Source organism: Mycobacterium sp. (assembly GCF_049278535.1).
Lineage (GTDB): Bacteria > Actinomycetota > Actinomycetes > Mycobacteriales > Mycobacteriaceae > Mycobacterium.
Genome location: NZ_JBAPMI010000295.1, coordinates 1 through 18572, shown reverse-complemented (window position 1 = coordinate 18572; position 18572 = coordinate 1). Strand labels below are relative to the sequence as shown.

At 65.3% G+C, this 18572-nt stretch carries 17 protein-coding genes and 1 pseudogene; 9 read left to right on the top strand and 9 right to left on the bottom strand.

The window, feature by feature from the left end:
* A pseudogene (locus WAO18_RS19655) lies at positions 1-383 on the top strand (hypothetical protein); the annotation flags it as partial.
* A gap of 282 nt (positions 384-665) precedes the next feature.
* Positions 666-1565 (top strand): crotonase/enoyl-CoA hydratase family protein, encoded by a 900-nt coding sequence (locus tag WAO18_RS19650; protein ID WP_422207906.1) that lies wholly within the window; start codon positions 666-668, stop codon positions 1563-1565.
* Positions 1566-1577: 12 nt separating this feature from the next.
* Here WAO18_RS19650 and WAO18_RS19645 read toward each other — a convergent pair whose 3' ends face one another.
* Together WAO18_RS19645 and WAO18_RS19640 are read right to left on the bottom strand one after the other, a co-directional pair.
* Positions 1578-3293 carry a cytochrome c biogenesis protein DipZ gene (locus WAO18_RS19645; RefSeq protein ID WP_422207905.1) on the bottom strand — a complete coding sequence of 572 codons (1716 nt, stop codon included), beginning with the start codon at positions 3291-3293 and terminating at the stop codon, positions 1578-1580.
* A gap of 107 nt (positions 3294-3400) precedes the next feature.
* Complete coding sequence (locus tag WAO18_RS19640; RefSeq protein ID WP_422207904.1) at positions 3401-4060, bottom strand: fasciclin domain-containing protein; 660 nt, start codon at positions 4058-4060, stop codon at positions 3401-3403.
* Positions 4061-4275: 215 nt separating this feature from the next.
* On the opposite strand from WAO18_RS19640, the gene WAO18_RS19635 reads away from it, so the two are divergent.
* Genes WAO18_RS19635 through WAO18_RS19615 form a run of 5 tightly spaced genes read left to right on the top strand, consistent with a single transcriptional unit; the run spans position 4276 to position 9095 of the window.
* Positions 4276-5541, top strand: a complete 1266-nt coding sequence (locus WAO18_RS19635) for a class I SAM-dependent methyltransferase (RefSeq protein ID WP_422207908.1) — start codon at positions 4276-4278, stop codon at positions 5539-5541.
* Positions 5538-6326 carry a DUF1295 domain-containing protein gene (locus tag WAO18_RS19630; protein ID WP_422207907.1) on the top strand — a complete coding sequence of 263 codons (789 nt, stop codon included), beginning with the start codon at positions 5538-5540 and terminating at the stop codon, positions 6324-6326. The genes WAO18_RS19635 and WAO18_RS19630 overlap by 4 nt, the downstream gene beginning before the upstream one ends.
* 35 nt (positions 6327-6361) lie before the next feature.
* Positions 6362-6922, top strand: a complete 561-nt coding sequence (locus WAO18_RS19625) for a sigma-70 family RNA polymerase sigma factor (protein WP_422207903.1) — start codon at positions 6362-6364, stop codon at positions 6920-6922.
* The gene (locus WAO18_RS19620) at positions 6919-7614 is read left to right on the top strand and encodes an anti-sigma factor (RefSeq protein WP_422207902.1); all 696 of its coding nucleotides are present in this window, start codon (positions 6919-6921) and stop codon (positions 7612-7614) included. The genes WAO18_RS19625 and WAO18_RS19620 overlap by 4 nt, the downstream gene beginning before the upstream one ends.
* A gap of 53 nt (positions 7615-7667) precedes the next feature.
* Complete coding sequence (locus tag WAO18_RS19615) at positions 7668-9095, top strand: NAD(P)-binding protein (protein WP_422207901.1); 1428 nt, start codon at positions 7668-7670, stop codon at positions 9093-9095.
* On the opposite strand, the gene WAO18_RS19610 is transcribed toward WAO18_RS19615, so the two are convergent.
* Positions 9060-9902 carry a hypothetical protein gene (locus tag WAO18_RS19610; protein ID WP_422207900.1) on the bottom strand — a complete coding sequence of 281 codons (843 nt, stop codon included), beginning with the start codon at positions 9900-9902 and terminating at the stop codon, positions 9060-9062. The genes WAO18_RS19615 and WAO18_RS19610 overlap by 36 nt on opposite strands.
* A 9-nt stretch (positions 9903-9911) precedes the next feature.
* The gene (locus WAO18_RS19605; protein WP_422207899.1) at positions 9912-11447 is read right to left on the bottom strand and encodes an aldehyde dehydrogenase family protein; all 1536 of its coding nucleotides are present in this window, start codon (positions 11445-11447) and stop codon (positions 9912-9914) included.
* Positions 11448-11541: 94 nt separating this feature from the next.
* Here WAO18_RS19605 and WAO18_RS19600 point away from each other — a divergent pair, with 94 nt between their 5' ends.
* Positions 11542-12375, top strand: a complete 834-nt coding sequence (locus WAO18_RS19600) for an SMP-30/gluconolactonase/LRE family protein (RefSeq protein ID WP_422207898.1) — start codon at positions 11542-11544, stop codon at positions 12373-12375.
* Here the strand turns inward: WAO18_RS19600 and WAO18_RS19595 are convergent.
* The 3 genes from WAO18_RS19595 to WAO18_RS19585 all read right to left on the bottom strand — a co-directional run bounded on the left by WAO18_RS19595 (position 12372) and on the right by WAO18_RS19585 (position 15451).
* Positions 12372-12887 (bottom strand): mycothiol transferase, encoded by a 516-nt coding sequence (locus tag WAO18_RS19595; protein WP_422207897.1) that lies wholly within the window; start codon positions 12885-12887, stop codon positions 12372-12374. The two genes, WAO18_RS19600 and WAO18_RS19595, sit on opposite strands and share 4 nt — an antisense overlap.
* An 11-nt stretch (positions 12888-12898) precedes the next feature.
* Positions 12899-13264, bottom strand: a complete 366-nt coding sequence (locus tag WAO18_RS19590) for a VOC family protein (protein ID WP_422207896.1) — start codon at positions 13262-13264, stop codon at positions 12899-12901.
* 273 nt (positions 13265-13537) lie between these two features.
* Positions 13538-15451, bottom strand: coding sequence for a hypothetical protein (locus WAO18_RS19585; protein ID WP_422207895.1), 1914 nt, complete (start codon positions 15449-15451; stop codon positions 13538-13540).
* Positions 15452-16021: 570 nt separating this feature from the next.
* Between WAO18_RS19585 and WAO18_RS19580 the strand changes: the two genes are divergently transcribed.
* The gene (locus WAO18_RS19580; RefSeq protein ID WP_422207894.1) at positions 16022-17743 is read left to right on the top strand and encodes an N-acyl-D-amino-acid deacylase family protein; all 1722 of its coding nucleotides are present in this window, start codon (positions 16022-16024) and stop codon (positions 17741-17743) included.
* On the opposite strand, the gene WAO18_RS19575 is transcribed toward WAO18_RS19580, so the two are convergent.
* Positions 17740-18081: a heme-binding protein gene (locus WAO18_RS19575; protein ID WP_422207893.1), complete on the bottom strand. Its 342-nt coding sequence runs from the start codon at positions 18079-18081 to the stop codon at positions 17740-17742. The two genes, WAO18_RS19580 and WAO18_RS19575, sit on opposite strands and share 4 nt — an antisense overlap.
* Positions 18082-18225: 144 nt before the next feature.
* On the bottom strand, positions 18226-18572 hold a 347-nt coding region (locus WAO18_RS19570), incomplete at its 5' end, for a TCP-1/cpn60 chaperonin family protein (RefSeq protein WP_422207892.1).

Here is an 18572-nt window from a genome sequence, read left to right as displayed (position 1 = left end):
GAAACAAAGACCTGTCTGCCGATAACTTCATGCCTACCGCTGTGGTGACCCTCGAGTCCGCGCCGGTCGAGGCCAGCGACAACCACGCGATCTTCGACCAGGAACGTGCGGCGCTGATCGATCGTCTCGGCGCCACCGCCTTGCACACCCGCGAGACGAGCCTGTGCGGCGACGACGCTGAGGTCGTCGACTACGACGCCCCGAGCATCGGCCGCATTCCGCCGCGCAAAGTCAGGACACTCATGGTCGCCGGCGCCTTCGGCGGCAGCACCTTCGTTACCACCGTCACGGTCCAGTCCACCGATCCCGACAACCCCGTCTACGCCCACGACACCGAGACGGTCCTTACCGGGTTCCAGATGCTGCCGCCCGCGGTTGGCTGAACCGACACGCTTTTATAAATGCGCGAAAATGCCTCCATGTGTTTTCGCTGAGGTGTACCTTAAGATTTGCTTAGAGCGAGCGGCACGACCGTCTCAGTATCGGAAGGCCGAAAGGGGACGCAGATGAACCCGTTGTTTATCGGCATCTGTTCAGTAGCCGGCCCGCTGGCCGCAGTGGGCATGTTCAAGCTGCAAACGCATCTCGAGCAGTGGGATCAGCGGCGGCACGCCGAGGACTAAGCCCTACTGGACACTGGCGCGCTGAGCGCCTTCGCTTGAGCGATGCCGACAACCGATTTCGAGACACTGCTGTACGCCACCGCCGGGCCCGTAGCGACCATCACGCTGAACCGCCCCGAGGCGCTCAATACCATCGTTCCGCCGATGCCCGACGAAATCGAGGCCGCTATCGGCCTGGCCGAGCGGGACCCGGACGTCAAGGTCATCGTGCTGCGCGGCGCCGGCCGGGCGTTCTGCGCCGGCTACGACTTCGGCGAGGGATTCCAGCAGTGGGGCGAGGCGATGAACACCGCCGGCCGCTGGGACCCGGGCAAGGATTTCGCGATGGTTACCGCCCCGACGGGACCGCATCAGAAGTTCATGGCGATCTGGCGGGCCACCAAACCGGTGATCGCCCAGCTGCACGGCTGGTGTGTCGGCGGGGGCAGCGACTACGCGCTGTGCGCCGACATCGTCATCGCCAGCAACGACGCCGTCATCGGCACCCCGTACAGCCGGATGTGGGGCGCGTACCTGACGGGGATGTGGATGTACCGGCTGAGCCTGGCTAAGGCGAAATGGCATGCCCTGACCGGCCGGCCGCTGACCGGCGCGCAGGCCGTCGAGGTCGAGTTGATCAACGAGGCGGTCCCCTTCGAGCGGCTCGAGGCGCGCGTCGCCGAGATCGCCGCCGAGCTATCCCGAATCCCGTTGTCGCAGTTACAAGCTCAGAAGCTGATTATCAACCAGGCTTACGAGAACATGGGCCTGGCCTCAACCCAGAAGCTGGGCGGCATCCTCGACGGCCTGATGCGCAACACCCCCGAGGCGCTGGACTTCATCCAGACCGCGGCGACGAACGGAGTCCGGGCGGCCGTCGAGCGCCGCGACGGGCCGTTCGGCGATTACAGCCAGGCCCCACCGGAATTGCGACCCGACCCCTCGCACATCATCACGCCGTAAGGCCCGCACCAGTCAGCCGTAGGTGAACGAAAACACTTGCAGCCCTTTGCTGGCACGCACATCGATTGATCCCCGGGCCACGTTGTCGGTCGCGACGATCTGATGTGACGTCGGCGGACCGCTGACCGGCAATGTCGTCGTCTTCCCGTCGCGCGTCACGGCTAACGTCCCGGTTCCGCCGACCACGATGTAGACATTTTTGGCGTGGTAATTCAGTTCGATGCTCGAGGAATCGTCGTCGGACGTCGCGCCCTGGTAGTCCAGTGCCCACCGACCCCGAAGAGCGAAAGTGTCGTCGGGCAGTGTCGGCGGATACGCGAATGTCGCGCTCCCCTCGTCGTACTCACCGGTGCCGGCGTAGTTGGACTTCTTGCCTACGCCGAAATACGTCTCCCGGGTCAGGTCGACCGTCGGGGTGGTGTCGGGCGCGTCCACCGACGGTGGCAGCGAGACGCCGGGCCGGGCGGTGGTGAGCAGCTCACGGATCAGCTTCTCGGTGCCGTCGTAATCGCCCTCGCCGAACTTGATGTGCCGCACGACGCCGCTGGCGTCGATCAGATATTCGGCGGGCCAGTAGCGATTTCGGTAATTCGTCCACGTCGAATAGCCGTTGTCGAGCGCGATCGGATACGTGATGCCCAGGTCTGCGGCACCCTTTTTCACGTTGCCGGTGACCTTTTCGAAGGCGTACTCGGGGGTGTGTACGCCGATGACCTCGAAACCGAGGTCGTGATAGGCCTTGTACCAGCCTTCGACATGCGGGATGGCGCGTTGGCAGTTGATGCAGGAGTACGCCCAGAAGTCGATCAGCACCACCTTGCCGTGCAACGCCCGCAGATCGATCGGTGTGCTGTCGGGGGTGTTGAGCCACCCGTTGATGCCCTTGACGTCAGGCGCCTGGCCGCAGTTCTGCAGCTGCTGGGATCCGTTGCTGCAGTTCGACAACGCCGCGTTCTGGTCGTTGACGATGCCGCCGAGCTGCTGCTGAACGCGGCTATCGCTACCAAGCTTGTCCTGCAGCGACCCGGTGTAGTCCGGAAGCGCCCGCTGCAGCGCGGCCGGCAGATTGAAGACCAGCGCCACTGCCAGCAGCAGGGTCACCACCCCTGCTGTCACGCGGATCGCACGCTGACGACGCCGAAAAGCACTGATCCGGATGGCTATTCGCTGTCCGGCCAGCGCGAAGAACAACAGCGGGGCCGCCGCGCCGACGGCAAACGCCAGCGTGAGCACGACAATGGGTAGGCCGATCTGCGCCGTCGCACCTGCCACCACGATCGCGGCCAGCACCGGGCCCGCGCACGGCACATACAGCACACCCAGGGCAAGGCCGAGGCCAAAACCGTTGGTGCGGGTCGCAATCCGCTTCTGCGGAAGTCGGGCGAACGGCCGCTCCAGCAGTTCCTCGAATCGCGGAAAGATCAAGCCGAGCCCGATCGCGACCAGCGCGACCAGCGCCACCCAGCGGATCACGTCCTGCGGAAGGTGCAACAACGACAGCAGCGCCGAACCGACGAGGGTGACCAAGCTGAAGCTCAGCACCAGACCGGCGATCACCCGATACGGCCGCGACACACTGCGTTTGGCTTCTACGGCCACCGCCCCGTCGGCCGTGCCGGTCGTCGCGGACGTTCCGGAAAAAAAGATCACCGGCAACACCGGCAGGATGCACGGCGAGATTCCCGTGATCAGGCCTCCGACCAAACCAATCAACGCAAGCGACACCATGATCATTATTCGCTGCCGGTGCCGTCACGGATTGGCCGGGCCGCCGGAAAAGCGATAGGGCAGCCCGGGGGACCGGGCTGCCCTATCTTCACGGCGGTCCGCGACCGCTACTGGCTGGGGGGCACCAGCACAGTGTCGATCATGTACACCGTCGCGTTAGCGGTGTGCACCCCTCCACACACCAAACCCGCGTCGTTGACCTTGAGGTCGTTGCCCATGCCCATCACGTTCACTTCGGCGCCCTGCAGCGTCTTGTGCATGCCGTCGACCTTGGCCGGGCTCGCCTGTCCCTGCACCACGTGGAAAGTCAGGATGCTCTTCAACTTCTCGGTGTTCGTCTTGAGATCGTCGAGCGTGGCCGCCGGCAGCTTGTCGAAGGCGGCGTTAGTCGGCGCGAATACCGTGTACTGGCCGTTGTTGAGGGTGTCGACCAGGTTGACGTTCGGGTTCAGCTTGCCCGACAGCGCCGACGTCAAGGTCGACAGCAGTGGATTGTTCGACGCCGCGGTCGCGACCGGGTCTTGCGCCATGCCGGCCACCGACGCCGGGCCGTTCGGATGTTGCGCCGCGTAATCCGAGCACCCGGAACCGATCAGATCGGACGCAGGAGCGGCCATCGCACTCGTCATCGCGGGCGCCATCGAACTGGTGACCGGGCTCGCGCTGGTCTGCTCGGACTGCGTCTTGTTGCTTGAACACGCTGAAAATCCGAGCGCCGCCAGCGCCGCGAAACCCACCGCGAGTGTCTTCCTCTGACCGTTCTTCATCGCTTAACTCCTCTGTGAAGGCGACGACGCCGCCGGATGCGGACACCGATGTCAGGCATTCGGAGCAGTCGGCGGCGGGGATGGGTCGAGCGCTTCGATCGCTGTGAGGAGACAACCGTCATCCGGCGGGCGGTCGGCTCCGAATACTTGATGTGCCCGAACCTTGTCACCTGCACGTTGTGGACGACATCCCCGAGGTCCAGCCCGACCCGCCGGTGATGCTGGTCAGCAGCCAAAGCATCCCAGCAGCAACCGATTCAGAGTGCTGGCCGGAGGTCGCCACGGTCCCGTCCGGACCGGTCGCCGCGGCATTGGCGGTGATGGCCCGTCGGTTGCTCCGCCGCGCCGTGGCCGGCCTGCCGATGCGGCTGACCTACCCCGACGGCACGGCGATCGGCGCGGGCGACGCGTCGTCACCGACGCTGATCGTCAGCGAGCCGGACCGGTTTTTGCGCCGGATGGGACGCCATGGACTGATCGGGTTCGGCGAGTCGTACATGGCAGGCGAATGGCAGTCGACAGATCTCGTCGCGGCGCTGACCGTCTTGGCGCCGGCGCTGCACGAGATGATCCCGCGAAGACTGCGCCGGCTCGCGCCGCGTGCGGTCGGCGCTCGGCGGCGGGTGAGCCGGGAACAGTCGCAGCGCAACATCGCCGCGCACTATGACGACGTGTCCAGCGACCTGTTCATCGAGTTCCTCGACGAAACCATGTCGTACTCGAGCGCGCTGTTCGATCGCGTGCCCGCGTCCTGGACCGATCTGGCCCCCGCGCAGCGACACAACATCGACCGGCTGTTGGACGCCGCCGGAGTCGGACCGTGTACCCGACTGCTGGAAGTCGGCACGGGCTGGGGCGAGCTGTGTATCCGCGCGGCCAGACGCGGCGCCCATGTCCGCTCCGTCACCCCCTCGGACCGCCAGGCTTGGCTGGCCCGACAACGGGTCGCCGCAGCCGGCCAATCCGGACGGGTGAGCATCGATGTGTGCGATTATCGCGATATCGACGGATGCTATGACGCCGTGATTTCGGTGGAGATGGTCCAGGCCGTGGGGCATCGCTCGTGGCCAGATTTCTTGCGCACCATGGGCCGGCTGGTAAAACCCGGCGGGTACGTGGTGATCCAGGCGATAGCCATGCCACACGCGCAGATGTGGGCCAGCCGCAACAAGCAGACCTGGACCCAGAAGTACATCTTCCCCGGCGAACAGATCCCGTCGGCCAAGGCTCTGCTCGCAATCGCGCAGCGGCAGAGCGGATTACGCCCGGTCGATATACAGTCGATGCGCGAGCACTACGCAGAAACGCTGCGGCTGTGGCGGGAGCGATTTCTGCAGCGTCGAAAGACATTGCAGCACATCGGCTTCGACGAGGTATTTGCGCGGATGTGGGAGTTGTACCTGGCGGAGCGTGAGGCCGGATTCCGGTCGGGCAACCTCAACGTCTATCAGTGGACGTTCGTCAACAAAGCCACGACATGATCGTCGACTTCGCCGTCGTCTCGGGCGCCTCGGTTGCGGCATTGCTCGTGGTGCACACGATCACGTTCGCTATCGGCCACCGCATCGGCCGCTACAACGTCGTCGATGTGGCCTGGGGGCTGGGTTTCATCGCGGTCGCGACTGTCGCCGCCACCCTGGGCAATGGCGACCCGTGCCGCCGCTGGCTGTTGCTGGCCCTGGTCGCGGTCTGGGGACTGCGGCTCAGCGGATACATCTACCGGCGGTCGATCGGGCACGGCGAGGATCCCCGCTACGCCGACCTGCTGCGCAACGCCTCCGTCGGCCAGATTGTCGGCAAGGTGTTCCTGCTGCAGGCCTTCGCCACCTGGTTCATCTCGCTGCCGCTGCAGCTGTCAGCGGTCGCCGGCCCCACGCCACGGCGCTGGCTGGCCGTCACCCTGGTTGGCGCGCTGGTGTGGTTGACGGGCGTCATCTTCGAATCTCTCGGCGACCATCAATTGCGGGTATTCAAAGCCGACCCGAGCCACCGCGGTCTGTTGATGGACCGCGGCCTGTGGGCGTGGACGCGTCACCCCAACTACTTCGGCGATGCCTGCGTGTGGTGGGGGCTGTGGCTGATCACGATCACCGGGTGGTGGTCGCTGGCCACGGTGCTTTCCCCGACGCTGATGACCTATTTCCTGGTGTTCGCCACCGGGGCGCGGCTCACCGAGAAGTACATGAGAGGGCGTCCGGGTTTCGCCGAATACCAGCAACGGACATCCTTTTTCATTCCGCGCCCGCCCCGATCGGCACGAAAATGACGACCGCCGTTGCTGAGCGGATAGGCTACCGACCAATGACCGAACCAAGGCACGGCAGCGAACTGGACGCATTGCTGCCCCGGGTGGCGCGTCGCGATACCGAAGCGTTCGCCGCGCTCTACGACCACACCCGGGCCCGGGTCTACGGGTTGATCACCCGGGTGCTGCGCGACTCCGGGTACAGCGAAGAGACCACTCAGGAGGTCTACCTGGAGGTGTGGCGGACCGCCGGGGCCTACGACTCCGCCAAGGGTTCGGCGCTGGCCTGGCTGATGACCATGGCACACCGCCGCGCTGTCGACCGGGTGCGTTCCGAGCAATCCGCCGGTCAGCGCGAGTCGCGGTACGGCGCAGCCACCGTCGACCGACCCGGTGATCTCGTCGCCGATTCCGCGATAGCCGCCGACGAAGCCCGCCGGGTGGCGGCATGCCTGGACTCACTGACCGACGTGCAGCGCCAGTGCATCGAGTTGGCCTATTACAGCGGGTTGACGTACGCCGAAGTCTCACAACGGTTGTCGGCCAACCTGTCGACGATCAAGTCGCGGATGCGTGACGCGTTACGCGGCCTCCGCAGCTGCCTGGGTGTGCCATGACCGAGCCGACTGAATTCGACCTGCTCGAGCTGGCCACGCCGTACGCGCTGAACGCCATCTCCGACAGCGAACGCGCGACCATCGACCGGCAGCTCGCCGCGGCGCCGGCAGCAGTCGCCAGTGCCTTCAGCGCCGAGGTGCGCGCCGTGCGCGAGACCATGGCAGTGGTCTCGGCGGCCACCGCCGCCGAACCACCCACTGGTTTACGGGCCGCGGTGCTGGCCGGCGCGCGGCGGCCCGGCCCGACCGAGTCTCGTTGGCGCACAGTGGCATTGGCCGCAGCAGCGGCGATCGTGGTGGCATTGGCCGCCTTCGGCGCGGGTATCGCGCTGCGCCCGCAGCCCACTCCGGCAATGGCCGAGCAGATCATGGCGGCACCGGACGTGCGATCAGTATCCGGTGCAGTGGCCGGCGGAACGGCGACCGTGGTGTTCTCTCGGGACATGAATGCCGGTGTGCTGTTGATGAATAACGTGCCGCCGCCAACGCAGGGCACCGTCTACCAAATGTGGCTGGTCGGCGACAAGGGCCCGCTTTCGGCGGGCACGATGAACACCGCAGCCGTCAAGCCATCGACCACCCACATGTTCTCCGACCTCAAGAATTCCAAGGTGCTGGCCTTCACCGTCGAACCGGGCGACGGGTCACCGCAGCCGACCGGGAAGATCGTCGCCAAACTGTCGTTGACCTAGCGACCGCCGGATTGGGGAATCCGATGGCGTCGCCACCGTGGGGAGGAACTGGCGTGATAACGATTGAGACGGATTACCTTGTGGTCGGCGCGGGCGCGATGGGCATGGCGTTCACCGACACGCTGGTGGCCGAGACCGACGCGCAGGTGGTGATCGTCGACCGGGGCCACGCGCCGGGCGGGCACTGGACGCGGGCGTATCCGTTTGTGCGCCTTCATCAACCGTCGGCCTATTACGGGGTCAACTCTCGGGTGCTGGGCAGCGACAGCATCGACCAACTCGGCTGGAATGAAGGGCTGTACGAGCTGGCCACGGTCGGCGAGATTTGCGCCTACTTCGAGCGCGTGATGCATCAGGACCTGCTGCCCAGCGGACAGGTGTCCTACTTTCCGATGGCGGAGTATCTGGGCGATGGCCGGTTTCGCACGCTGTCCGGCGGCGATCACACCGTCAACGTCCGCCAACGAGTTGTGGATGCGACGTACCTGCAGACCACGGTCCCGTCGATGCGACCGCCGGCGTACGACGTCGCCGACGGGGTGGACTGCGTGCCGCCCAACGACCTGCCGGCATTCGCGGCTGGCCGCGACCGGTTCGTCATCGTCGGCGCCGGCAAGACAGGTATCGACACGTGTCTGTGGTTGCTGCGCAACGGGATTCCGCCCGAGCGGCTGACCTGGATCATGCCCCGCGACGCGTGGCTGATGGATCGCGCCAACATCCAGCCCGGCCCGCAATTCCTGGAGCGATTCCAGGCCGGCTTCACCCAGCGGCTGGTCGCGATCGAGGCCGCGACGTCGGTGACGGACCTGTTCGACCGCTTGGAAGCCTGCGGCAATCTGCTGCGGCTGGATTCGGCGGTCCAGCCGACCATGTACCGCTGCGCAAACGTGACGACGACCGAGCTGCAACAGCTGCAGCGGATCGACGATGTCGTGCGGATGGGACGCGTCCAGCGGATCGAACCCGGCAAGCTGGCGCTCGCCGACGGTGCGATCACCATCGACGGTTCGGCGCTCTACGTCGACTGCAGCGCGGACGGACTGGAAAAGCTGCCAGCAGAAACGGTTTTCGATGGTGACCGGATCACGCTGCAGAGCGTGCGCGGCTGTCAGCAGGTGTTCAGTGCCAGCCTGATCGCCCACGTCGAAGCCGGGTATGACGACGACGCCACCCGGAACCGGCTGTGTCGACCAGTGCCGCATCCCAACACCGACCTGGACTGGCTGACCACGACGCTCGCCGAGCAGGGCAACCAGATCAGCTGGCTCGAGGATCCCGACCTGATGAACTGGCTTTGCGACGCGCGGCTGGATCTGATGCGACACATGTATGCCCCGCTGATCAATGAGTCGCAAAAGGTGCGCAACAAAGTGTTCGGTCTGATCACCACCGGCCTGCGATCGGCTAACGAAAAGCTGGATGCTCTACTGAGCGAACATCATTCAGCTCTTCCGCAGGCTGCCCAGGCCAGCCACTAGAACGCCGAAGACCACCAGCACACCACCCGCGGCGAGGGTCAGGTCGAGCCAATCGTGCAAGCTGCTCTCGGCCTGTCCGACCATGACGTCGGCGATCCCACGGATGCCGCCGGTGGTGTTGTTCAGCTTGTCGTTGATTGTGTAGTGGGCCAGTTCGATCGTGGCCCAGCCCGCGGCACCGACCAGCAACCCGGAGATTCCGAGGGCGGCCAACGCCCGGGCGCGCCGACGAGCAGCGGCCAGCGTCAGCAGTGCGCAGACGCTGGTCAGCACCACCGCGCCGATGCTCGCCCACAGGCCCCAGGTAGTCAGCGGCCGTAACTGGCCCGGCTGCAACACTTTTGGCGTCGATACCGTGACCGGCACCCGGACCGTGTCGGGCACCTTCACGTTGTAGCTCGTCAACAGCTGTTCGAAAGCCGTGTCTTTGAGCATGCCGGCCAGGTCGACGACCCACTGGTCACCGTCGGACTGCGTGTGGGCGCCGGTGAACATCCAGTCGTGAGCCAACCGGTTGGCATCGGCGAACTGTGCCGGGAAGTCGGGCCCGGCGGTATACCCGGCAGCGACGGCATGGACTTGCGCCGAGTCAGCCTGGTGACCGTGCTGGTCGATCAGAACCGTTGCCCGGGCGGCGAGTTCCGCTGCCACCGCCGACTGCAAAGCCTTGTCGCCGGCCGCTTTACGTGCCATAGCGGTATAGCCGTTGACGTCGACGACATGGTTCTGCGTCCACACCGTCGGCACCGCAATTGCCAGCAGGACGGTGGTGCACAGCCACAGCAGCGCCGTCAGGGCGAATCGCACGAAATGGCCCTACTTGGCCACGCGACGTGGACGGGACAGCGCCATCTTGGTCATCATCTTGTTGACTCGCTTCAGCGCTTTCAGCGAGTTGTGGTAGTAGTTCTGGCCCGCGCCGACATTGGTGCGGGGCCCCACAACGGTCTCGACGCGACAGAACTTGCGCAACCCATCGGCGCCGCCGAACCGCGCACCGATGCCCGAAGTCTTCCAGCCGCCCATCGGCGCGGTCGTGCACATCAGGTTGGTGATCACGTCATTGACGTTGACCGCACCACAATCAAGTTGCAGTGCAACCTCTTTGGCGCGGTCGAAGTCCCGGGAGAACACCGAGGCGCTCAGTCCGTATTCGCTGTCGTTGGCCAACCGGATTGCTTCCTCGACCGAACCGACCTTCATGATCGGCAGCGTGGGACCGAAAGTCTCCTCGGTCATGCACGCCATCGAGTGGTCGACGTCGACGAGCACCGTCGGCGGGTAGAAACTGCCCGACGTGTCCGTGCGCTGGCCGCCGGTCAGCGCTTTCGCACCGGCCGCGACCGCCTCGCGGACGTGGCGTTCGGTGACGGCCAGCTGCTGCTCGTCGATCATGGCGCCGAAGTCGTGTCCCTCGCCGGCACCGACCTGCAGTTTCTTCACGTCGCGGACGACGGCCTCGACGAACTGGTCGTACACCTGCTCGAGCACGTAAACCCGCTCCACCGAGACGCAGGTCTGCCCGGCATTGAACATCGCCCCCCACACCGCGGCGTGCGCGGCGAGATCGACATCGGCGTCCTCGAGGACGATCATCGGGTCCTTGCCGCCGAGTTCCAGGCTGACCGGTGTCAACCGGCGAGCTGCGCGCTCCATCACTTTGCTTCCGGTGGCACACGACCCGGTGAACTGGACGAAGTCGACGTTGTCGACGACGGCTTCGGAGACCTCGCGGGCGCCCTGCACCACCGCGAAAACGTCGGGCGCTCCGCATTCCAGCCAGCCGCGCCGCAGCAGCTCGGCGGTCAGCGGGGTCCGTTCGGACGGCTTCAGCAGTACAGAACAACCTGCCGCCAGCGCGCCGATGCCGTCCATCAGTGCGTTGGCCACCGGGTAGTTCCACGGAGCGATGATGCCGACGACCTGCCGCGGCCGGTAGTGCACGGTGACCTTTTTGATCGCCATGAACGGCAGTGCTGCCGGCCGCTTTTCTGGCTCGAGTGCCTTGACCATCGTCCTGATGTAGTACGACAGGACGATGATCAACATCGGCACTTCCTGCGCCGCGTCGGTCGCGGACTTGCCGGTCTCCTTGATCAGTAGTTCTTCGATCTCGCCGCGGTGCTCACCCATCCATACTGCGAACCGGGCCAGCACCTTCGCGCGCCCGGCGGCTCCGCGCTGCTCCCAGTCGCGCTGAGCGGCGCGCAGGCCGGCAGCGATGGTCGGCACGTCAGCCGGATTGGTCCACTGCACCTCCCCCGCGATCGTGCCGTTCGCGGGATTGCGGATGGTGCCGGTGCCGGAGAACTCGTGTTCAGTCACGGGGGTAGCGGGTGTGATCGTGGTCATAACCGCCATCGTAGACTCCCGTCGTTTGGTATCGACAGGTGTCAAGTTAGCTGGCCCGTCGATGAGTGTTGCCCGGGCGGGCAGTCTTACCGCTATGACGGTTTTGATGGAGGGAATCACGTTTGGTGAATCGCCCCGCTGGCACGACGGGCGGGTCTGGTTCTCCGATTGGGGTGCGCATCAGGTGGTCGCGCTCGATCCCCAGGGCGGCCATGAGGTCGTCGTCAGCCTCGTGTCGTTTCCGATGTGCATCGACTTTTTGCCCGACGGGCGGTTGCTCGTCGTGGATTCGGCGCGGCGGCGCCTACTTCGTCGCGAACTCGACGGCTCGCTCGTGGCCCATGCCGACCTGTCATCCGTTTCGGAAAAACCTTGGAATGACATCGTGGTCGACGCGTGCGGCAACGCGTACGTCAACACCATCGGCTTCGACTTCCCTGGCGGCGAGCCGGCACCTGGAAGCGTTGTACTCGTCACGCCGGACGGCGCCGTCCGGCTGGTCGCAGACGATCTCGCCTTTCCCAACGGCATGGCGATCACCGCCGACGGTGAGACTTTGATCGTCGCCGAGTCTTACGGCAATCGGCTCACGGCCTACGACATCGGTCAAACCGGGGAACTGGCAAGGCGGCGGACGTGGGCGGAGCTGGGCGGAGACCACCCTGACGGCATCTGCGTCGACGCCGACGGGGCCGTCTGGTACGCCGACGTGGGAAACCAGCACTGCGTGCGGGTGCGGGAAGGCGGCGAGGCTCTTGACACGGTCGAACTCGATCGAGGCGCGTTCGCCTGCATACTCAGCCGCGGCGATCAGCAGCCGCAGCTCTACGTCGCGTGCCAGGAGTGGGACGGCGCGGAGCCACCACCGGAGCCGACCGGCCAGATCGTCATGTTCCCGGCCCCCGTGCCTGGTGCCGGGAGGCCTTAAGGAGCGATACCCAGCACGTAGGCGGCTTGACCGAGGTGTTGAGCGCAGTCGTCGATGATGCTGACGATCCGGGCGCTGGCGGTTACCGGCGGATCCCAGTTGCGGTCCACGATGCGCTCCAAGTCCTCGGCGGTGACGCCGGCGACGAATTCCAGCGTCAGCTTGTGCACCGCGCGGTAGTAGCCGACCAGCAGGTCGACCGGGGCCTGCACCTTGGCCGCCTCAGTTGGACCGTGGCCGTAGCCGGTGTCGTTGCGCGGCAGGTCGAGACCGAACCGGTCAACCCATCCGTCGGCCGTCCACACCTGCTCGACTCCGGCGATCGGGGCCAGCTGAACGTCCTGGACGCGCGCGCTGTGCCAGATCAGCCAGGCAATGCTGTTGGCGTCCGGATCCGGCCGGTAGTTGGCCGTGTCGTCGCTGAGTCCGTCGGCGATCTCGTCGACGTGCTCGATCAGTCGAGTGAAGGCGTCGCGCAACAATTCCCTGGCAGACGCATCGGGGTCAGACATACCCGCCGACCCTACCCATGGCAGACGGCTTCGACGTTGTTGCCGTCGGGGTCTCGGACGAAGGCCGCGAAGTAGCCCTCGCCGTACTCCGGCCACAGCTGCGGAGCGTGCAGCGACTCGGCACCCAACTCGACAGCGGCGTCATGAAACGCCTGCACCGCGCCGTGGTCTACGGCCGCGAAGGCGAAGTGCGTTTCCCGATTCGGGCCCATGCCCGCGCCTTCGGCGATCCAGAAATCCGGGTGGCCTTCCGGCCCGTACCCCACGGCCTCACCGAAATCTAGTTGCCGCGAATAACCCAGCACCCCCAACACCCGGTCATAGAACTCCTGCGACAGGGCGTAGTCGTTGCAGTTGATGTTGAAGTGATCGATCATTGGCGCCGCTCCTCCTCATCGCTGCGCTCTGCATCGTCGCCGGCGCGCATAAAAACATCCTGGCATCAGCCACCGACACTCGAAAGCTTTGAACTCTGCTTCTCGAGTCGCTTCTTCGAGCCGTTCTCGAGCCTGCCCGCAGCTGAGTATGGGTATGCCGAGTCAGGCGTGCTGCGTTGTGACCGCTATTGCCGGGGCGTGGGTTCGTCTCGGACCGGCAGGCGCTAAAAACCTACCGCTCGTGTGCGTGCTCTGGGCAGAGGTTAGTGGCCTTCAGAATCGCGCGTTCGTCCCCGCTGGCCCACCGAAGAAGCAGTAATCACATAGCAGCGCCCGGAACGCATCGAGCTTGGCGAGCGGGAAGGGGAGCGTGTCCGCGTGTTGCGATTGGTATCGGCCGGCGTAATCGACGCCCTTGCTCGCGGCGTTGCACTGGGTATCAGTGCGGTGCCACTTCGACGACCGCGCGACGTGAACGTCTCCGCCGTACTGCCATTGCCCACCAATCTTGTCGAAGGTCACCTCCGGCTTGACCGATTGGGCCCGCCAGCGTACATACGTGCCGGGCGCGAGTGCCCCGCGCACCTGCAGTGACGTCATCGCGCTGCCGACGTCATCGACATCAGCGCCGAAGAGCCGGTAGAGGCGGCCTTCGATGTTGAACATCGAGGTCGACGCGAACGAACTCGGCTGGAACTCGAAGCTAGGCGACGGGTTGGCAACCTGATCATCCCGGCTGGCCAGCACCGCGCCGGATGCCGCGTCCGTCAGCGTCCAAGCAACGCGAAGCGTCGGATCGGTCGGGCGGGTGCCCGACGGCAGGCGCCCGATGTAGCGCAGCTGTTCGGTGGCGTAGGTGCTCGGGATGATCGCGGGACCCGTCACGGCGATCGTCGTCGGTTTCGCCCTTACGTGAACGCCTACCGAGATGCCGTCGGAATTCAGTTCGAAGCTGTCGAGCGCGACGCGCAAGGCGGTGCCGCCCGCGGGCGCGTTGATGTGTCGCACCCGCGAGTAGGGAGCCGAGGGCGGATGGTTGTTGATTTGGTTATCGAAAAGGCCCTCGTCGTAGCCGAACTTCGGCATGAAATAAAGAAGATAGAGTCCACCGAGTCCAACGAGTCCGAACGGCAGCGCAGCGAGCAGATCGACCCACCAGTCCGTATGCTCATCCGACTGCGCGTTGGCAGTCGTGAACCAGAGCGCCGGCCAGCTGCGTGGCTTCACAGTGCGCGGACGAGGGTCGTCCACCCAGTGCTCATGTGTGTAGGACTCCCAAAATGCTCCCGGCCCGGTGTAGTTCGCCATGTGCGGGACGAGGTCGAAGCTGAAATTCATCGTGCCGCCCGTGGCGTCAAAGTTCCCCGTGACGTGGGCGTGCTGGTCGGCCAGCGTGATGTTCAACGCGCCGGCATCGAGGGTGACGCCTTGGTCGGAGGCAGCCGTGGCGAGTTGGTCCCTAACATCGTCAAAGAAAAGCGGGGCCCCAAGTGGGTTCACAAATGCCGCAAGGTCGAAAGAGCCCGCGAAGTCGACCAAAGCCGTTACGTCTCCCACGAGCGGACCCGTTGGGCTGTCACTACCGACGTTGAATCCGAGAAGGAGCGCGCCGTCGACGGCCACAGATTCGATCCCGTTCTCAGACACGAACGTGGGTATTCCGTTCAGGAATTGGACCGGAATCTGCGGCAGCGAGATGGCGCCGAGCTGCACGGCCTTGGCAATCGCCGTCTGCAGGCGCATGCGGAACATGTCGCCAGTGACGTAGCTGGCGACGTCCGGCGGAGCATCTGCGGATGTCACGGCCGCCGTCCACCTGCGGATTGCGATTGCCGTGCCGGGGTTCAGTTGCGCGACAGGCGTCGAGTCGGCTGCTGTAACCCGCTGGAAGTCCGGCACAATGGTGATCTCGATCAGCCCCTTGACCTGGAGAATCACCTGATCGGGTTCCATCACCGTAGCGTTGCCCCACACGGGGACCGTGACGACCAGCAGGTTGGTTGACCCCTCGCACGCGATGTCGGGCTCGCCGAGGAAGAAGGAGACCGAGGCATCCGGAGGCCCGCCCGGCAGCGGGAAATCGAGCCTGGTCGGAAACTGCCCGTTGGCATACGTGGCCGTCAACGAGTCGTGAAGCGACTGCTGGCGGACCGTTACCGCCGCGGCGAAACCTGCATCATTGCCCATGGTCGCTCTCAAAGAGATAAGCACCGCCGCAGTGGAGCTGGCGTACCAGAGAAAAACCCGAAAGCATCGACTTTGAGGCCATGCCAACAGGTTCTTTCCCACGTTCATATGAGACGTGTCTACGACGGAGCCTTTGAGCAGGTTATATACGCCGACAAACATTCACAAGAGAAAGCAGCACATTGCCAGCACCCGTGAACGGCCGCCATGGAGGTCCCGTACCCCGCGTCGTACGGTCAGCGTCCGCTCTATCTAAATAGACTCCCGTCCGCAGTAGCTTCGACATGCGTCTTGTCTGCGTTGGAGAAGCTCGACGCACACCCTTTCCAACACCACGAAGTAGGCCCACGATGGAGTTCAGTCCACTGGTGAGCTGGGAAGATTGAGATCCGGTAAACAAACGCTACGGGGTTACGCTCTTGAGGTGAGCGCCAGCGATGGACACGGCCGTGTGTCCAGTGGACACCCCAAAGCCCATTTCCCCAGGTATTTGGTGGCGCTTTCGAAACTCTTTAGGACACGGGCAGCCCGTCCCACCAGGTAAAACCGTTCATGTAGGAGATTATTTAGATGACCTACGACCTCATCATCCGCAACGGCACCATTGTCGACGGGCTGGGAGGTGAGCCGTACAGCGGTGACGTCGCCGTGCGCGACGGCGTCATCGCGGCGGTCGGCGACATCAACGGTTCGACCGCAACGCGGGAAATCGACGCAACCAGGTTGCTGGTCACGCCAGGCTTCGTTGACCTGCACACGCATTACGACGGCCAGTCCATCTGGTCGGATCGGTTGACGCCGTCGTCGGCGCACGGAGTGACCACCGTGGTGATGGGCAACTGCGGCGTCGGCTTCGCTCCGTGCCGCCAGGAAGACCACGACGTGCTGGTCGACGTGATGGCCGGGGTCGAAGACATTCCCGGTGTGGTGATGACCGATGGCCTGCCGTGGAATTGGGAGACATTCCCCGAGTACATGAACGCCCTCGACGCCGGCAGACGCGACATCGACGTGGCCGCCTATCTGCCGCACTCACCGCTGCGGGTCTATGTGATGGGCCAGCGCGGGGCCGACCGCGAGCCGGCCACCCCCGAAGACCTCGCCAAGATGCGGGCGCTGGCCAAGGAGGCAATCGAGACCGGTGCGCTGGGCTTCGCCTCGTCGCGGTTCACCATCCACAAGACCGAAAGCGGTTCTCCCATACCGAGTTACGGTGCCGCGCGCGAGGAGATCGAAGAGATCGCCAAGGGCGTCGTCGACGCCGGAGGGGGCTTGCTCCAGTTCGTTCCCGACATTCCGGCCGGCGGCTATCAGTCGGTGCTGCAGACGGTTTTCGACGTCGCCGAGGACGTCGGGCTGCCCGTCACCTTCACGCTCGTCGTCGGCAATGCCGGCGACCCGACGTGGCCGGACGCCATCAACATGATCGAAAAATCCAACGCCGCCGGCGGCGACGTCACCGCGCAACTGCTGCCGCGTCCCATCGGCCTGATCATGGGACTCCAGTTGAGCGCCAACCCGTTCGTGCTGTACCCGAGCTACCGCGAGATCGCAGATCTGCCGCTGGCCGAGCGGGTGGCCGAGATGCGCAAGCCGGAGGTCCGCACCCGGATCCTCGCCGACAAGCCCGGCGTCGGGCACCCGATCCTCGTCGTGACCCAGATGTGGGACTGGATCTTCCCGCTCGGTGACGAACCCGACTACGAGCCCGACCCGTCGACCAGCATCGCTGCCCGGGCCCGGGCCCGCGGGGTGCACCCGATGGAAGAGGCCTACGACCGGCTGCTCGACGACGACGGCACGGCCATGCTGCTGGTCGCGACGAGCAACCTGGAGAACAACTCGCTGGACACGGTGGGCGAGCTACTGCATCGCGACGACGTGGTGCTCGGCTTGGGCGACGGCGGCGCACATTACGGAATGATCTGCGACGCAAGCTATTCGACGTACTTCCTGGCGCACTGGGCTCGGGACCGCAAGTCCGGCCGGTTCTCGGTGGCTGAGGCCGTGCGCCGACTCACTTCGGTGCCGGCCCGCGTTGCCGGTCTGGGTGACCGCGGCCGCATCGCGGTGGGCTACAAGGCCGACCTGAACGTGATCGACCACGCCGCGCTGCGGATCCACAAGCCGGTGATCATCCACGACCTACCCGCCGGCGGGCGCCGGCTCGATCAGACCGCCGACGGCTATGTGGCCACGATTGTCACCGGCGAAGTGATCGCCGAAAACGGCGTGCCCACCGACGCGCGGCCCGGCAAGCTGGTTCGGGGCCGTCAGCCGCTACCCGCTTAGCCGGACAGCGCGTCGAACAGTGCCGCCAATTGGTCCGGCGACACTGATGTGTTGCACCGCCCGCGCAGGTCGAGCAGGGGCTGGGCGATGCCCTTCAGCTCCAGAGCCTCGCCGGGGTGGCTGACGAAATACCCCCGCACGGATGACTTCGCGTCGGCGGGCGATTGGTTGACTGCCGTGGTCAGCACGTTGTTGGCGTCCGGGTGGCCGTCGAGGTATCCGGACGCCGAGTTCAGCACCCCGCTGGCGGTGGCAGCGACCCCGCTGGCCGAGCACGGATCGGGGGCAGCGCCAGCGGCCGGCGCGACGATGATGCACAGAGCGCAGCCGGGGATCACTCCAAAAATTGTGCGCCGTAACGATTTTCTCATCGTGCTGTCCCTTCGTCCCCGCCTGTTCGAATGTTCAGTACATCAGTTACCCAAAAATGCGAAAAGCCCGGCCCCACCTGGGGACCGGGCTTTTCGTTGTCTCACGCGGACTTAGAAGTCCATACCGCCCATGCCACCGGTCGGGTCGCCGACAGGCGCGGCTGACTTCTCCGGCTTGTCGGCCACGACGGCCTCGGTGGTCAGGAACAGCGCCGCGATGGACGCCGCGTTCTGCAGCGCCGAACGCGTCACCTTGACCGGGTCGGCGACGCCCGCCTTGAGCAGGTCCTCGTACTCACCGGTGGCGGCGTTGAGGCCGACACCCGGCTTGGAGTTGGTGACCTTCTCGGCGACAACGCCGGGCTCGAGCCCGCCGTTGAAGGCGATCTGCTTCAGCGGAGCCGACAGGGCCACGCGCACGATGTTCGCGCCCGTCGCCTCGTCACCGGTGAGCTTCA

Bases quoted from the DNA above. Each gene is read 5' to 3' on its own strand.
- WAO18_RS19650 (WP_422207906.1), top strand. From the start codon at position 666: ATGCCGACAACCGATTTCGAGACACTGCTGTACGCCACCGCCGGGCCC.
- WAO18_RS19585 (WP_422207895.1), bottom strand. From the start codon at position 15,451: ATGGGCAATGATGCAGGTTTCGCCGCGGCGGTAACGGTCCGCCAGCAG.
- WAO18_RS19605 (WP_422207899.1), bottom strand. From the start codon at position 11,447: ATGACCACGATCACACCCGCTACCCCCGTGACTGAACACGAGTTCTCC.
- WAO18_RS19580 (WP_422207894.1), top strand. From the start codon at position 16,022: ATGACCTACGACCTCATCATCCGCAACGGCACCATTGTCGACGGGCTG.
- WAO18_RS19590 (WP_422207896.1), bottom strand. From the start codon at position 13,264: ATGATCGATCACTTCAACATCAACTGCAACGACTACGCCCTGTCGCAG.
- WAO18_RS19630 (WP_422207907.1), top strand. From the start codon at position 5,538: ATGATCGTCGACTTCGCCGTCGTCTCGGGCGCCTCGGTTGCGGCATTG.
- WAO18_RS19625 (WP_422207903.1), top strand. From the start codon at position 6,362: ATGACCGAACCAAGGCACGGCAGCGAACTGGACGCATTGCTGCCCCGG.
- WAO18_RS19600 (WP_422207898.1), top strand. From the start codon at position 11,542: ATGACGGTTTTGATGGAGGGAATCACGTTTGGTGAATCGCCCCGCTGG.
- WAO18_RS19645 (WP_422207905.1), bottom strand. From the start codon at position 3,293: ATGGTGTCGCTTGCGTTGATTGGTTTGGTCGGAGGCCTGATCACGGGA.
- WAO18_RS19595 (WP_422207897.1), bottom strand. From the start codon at position 12,887: ATGTCTGACCCCGATGCGTCTGCCAGGGAATTGTTGCGCGACGCCTTC.
- WAO18_RS19620 (WP_422207902.1), top strand. From the start codon at position 6,919: ATGACCGAGCCGACTGAATTCGACCTGCTCGAGCTGGCCACGCCGTAC.
- WAO18_RS19640 (WP_422207904.1), bottom strand. From the start codon at position 4,060: ATGAAGAACGGTCAGAGGAAGACACTCGCGGTGGGTTTCGCGGCGCTG.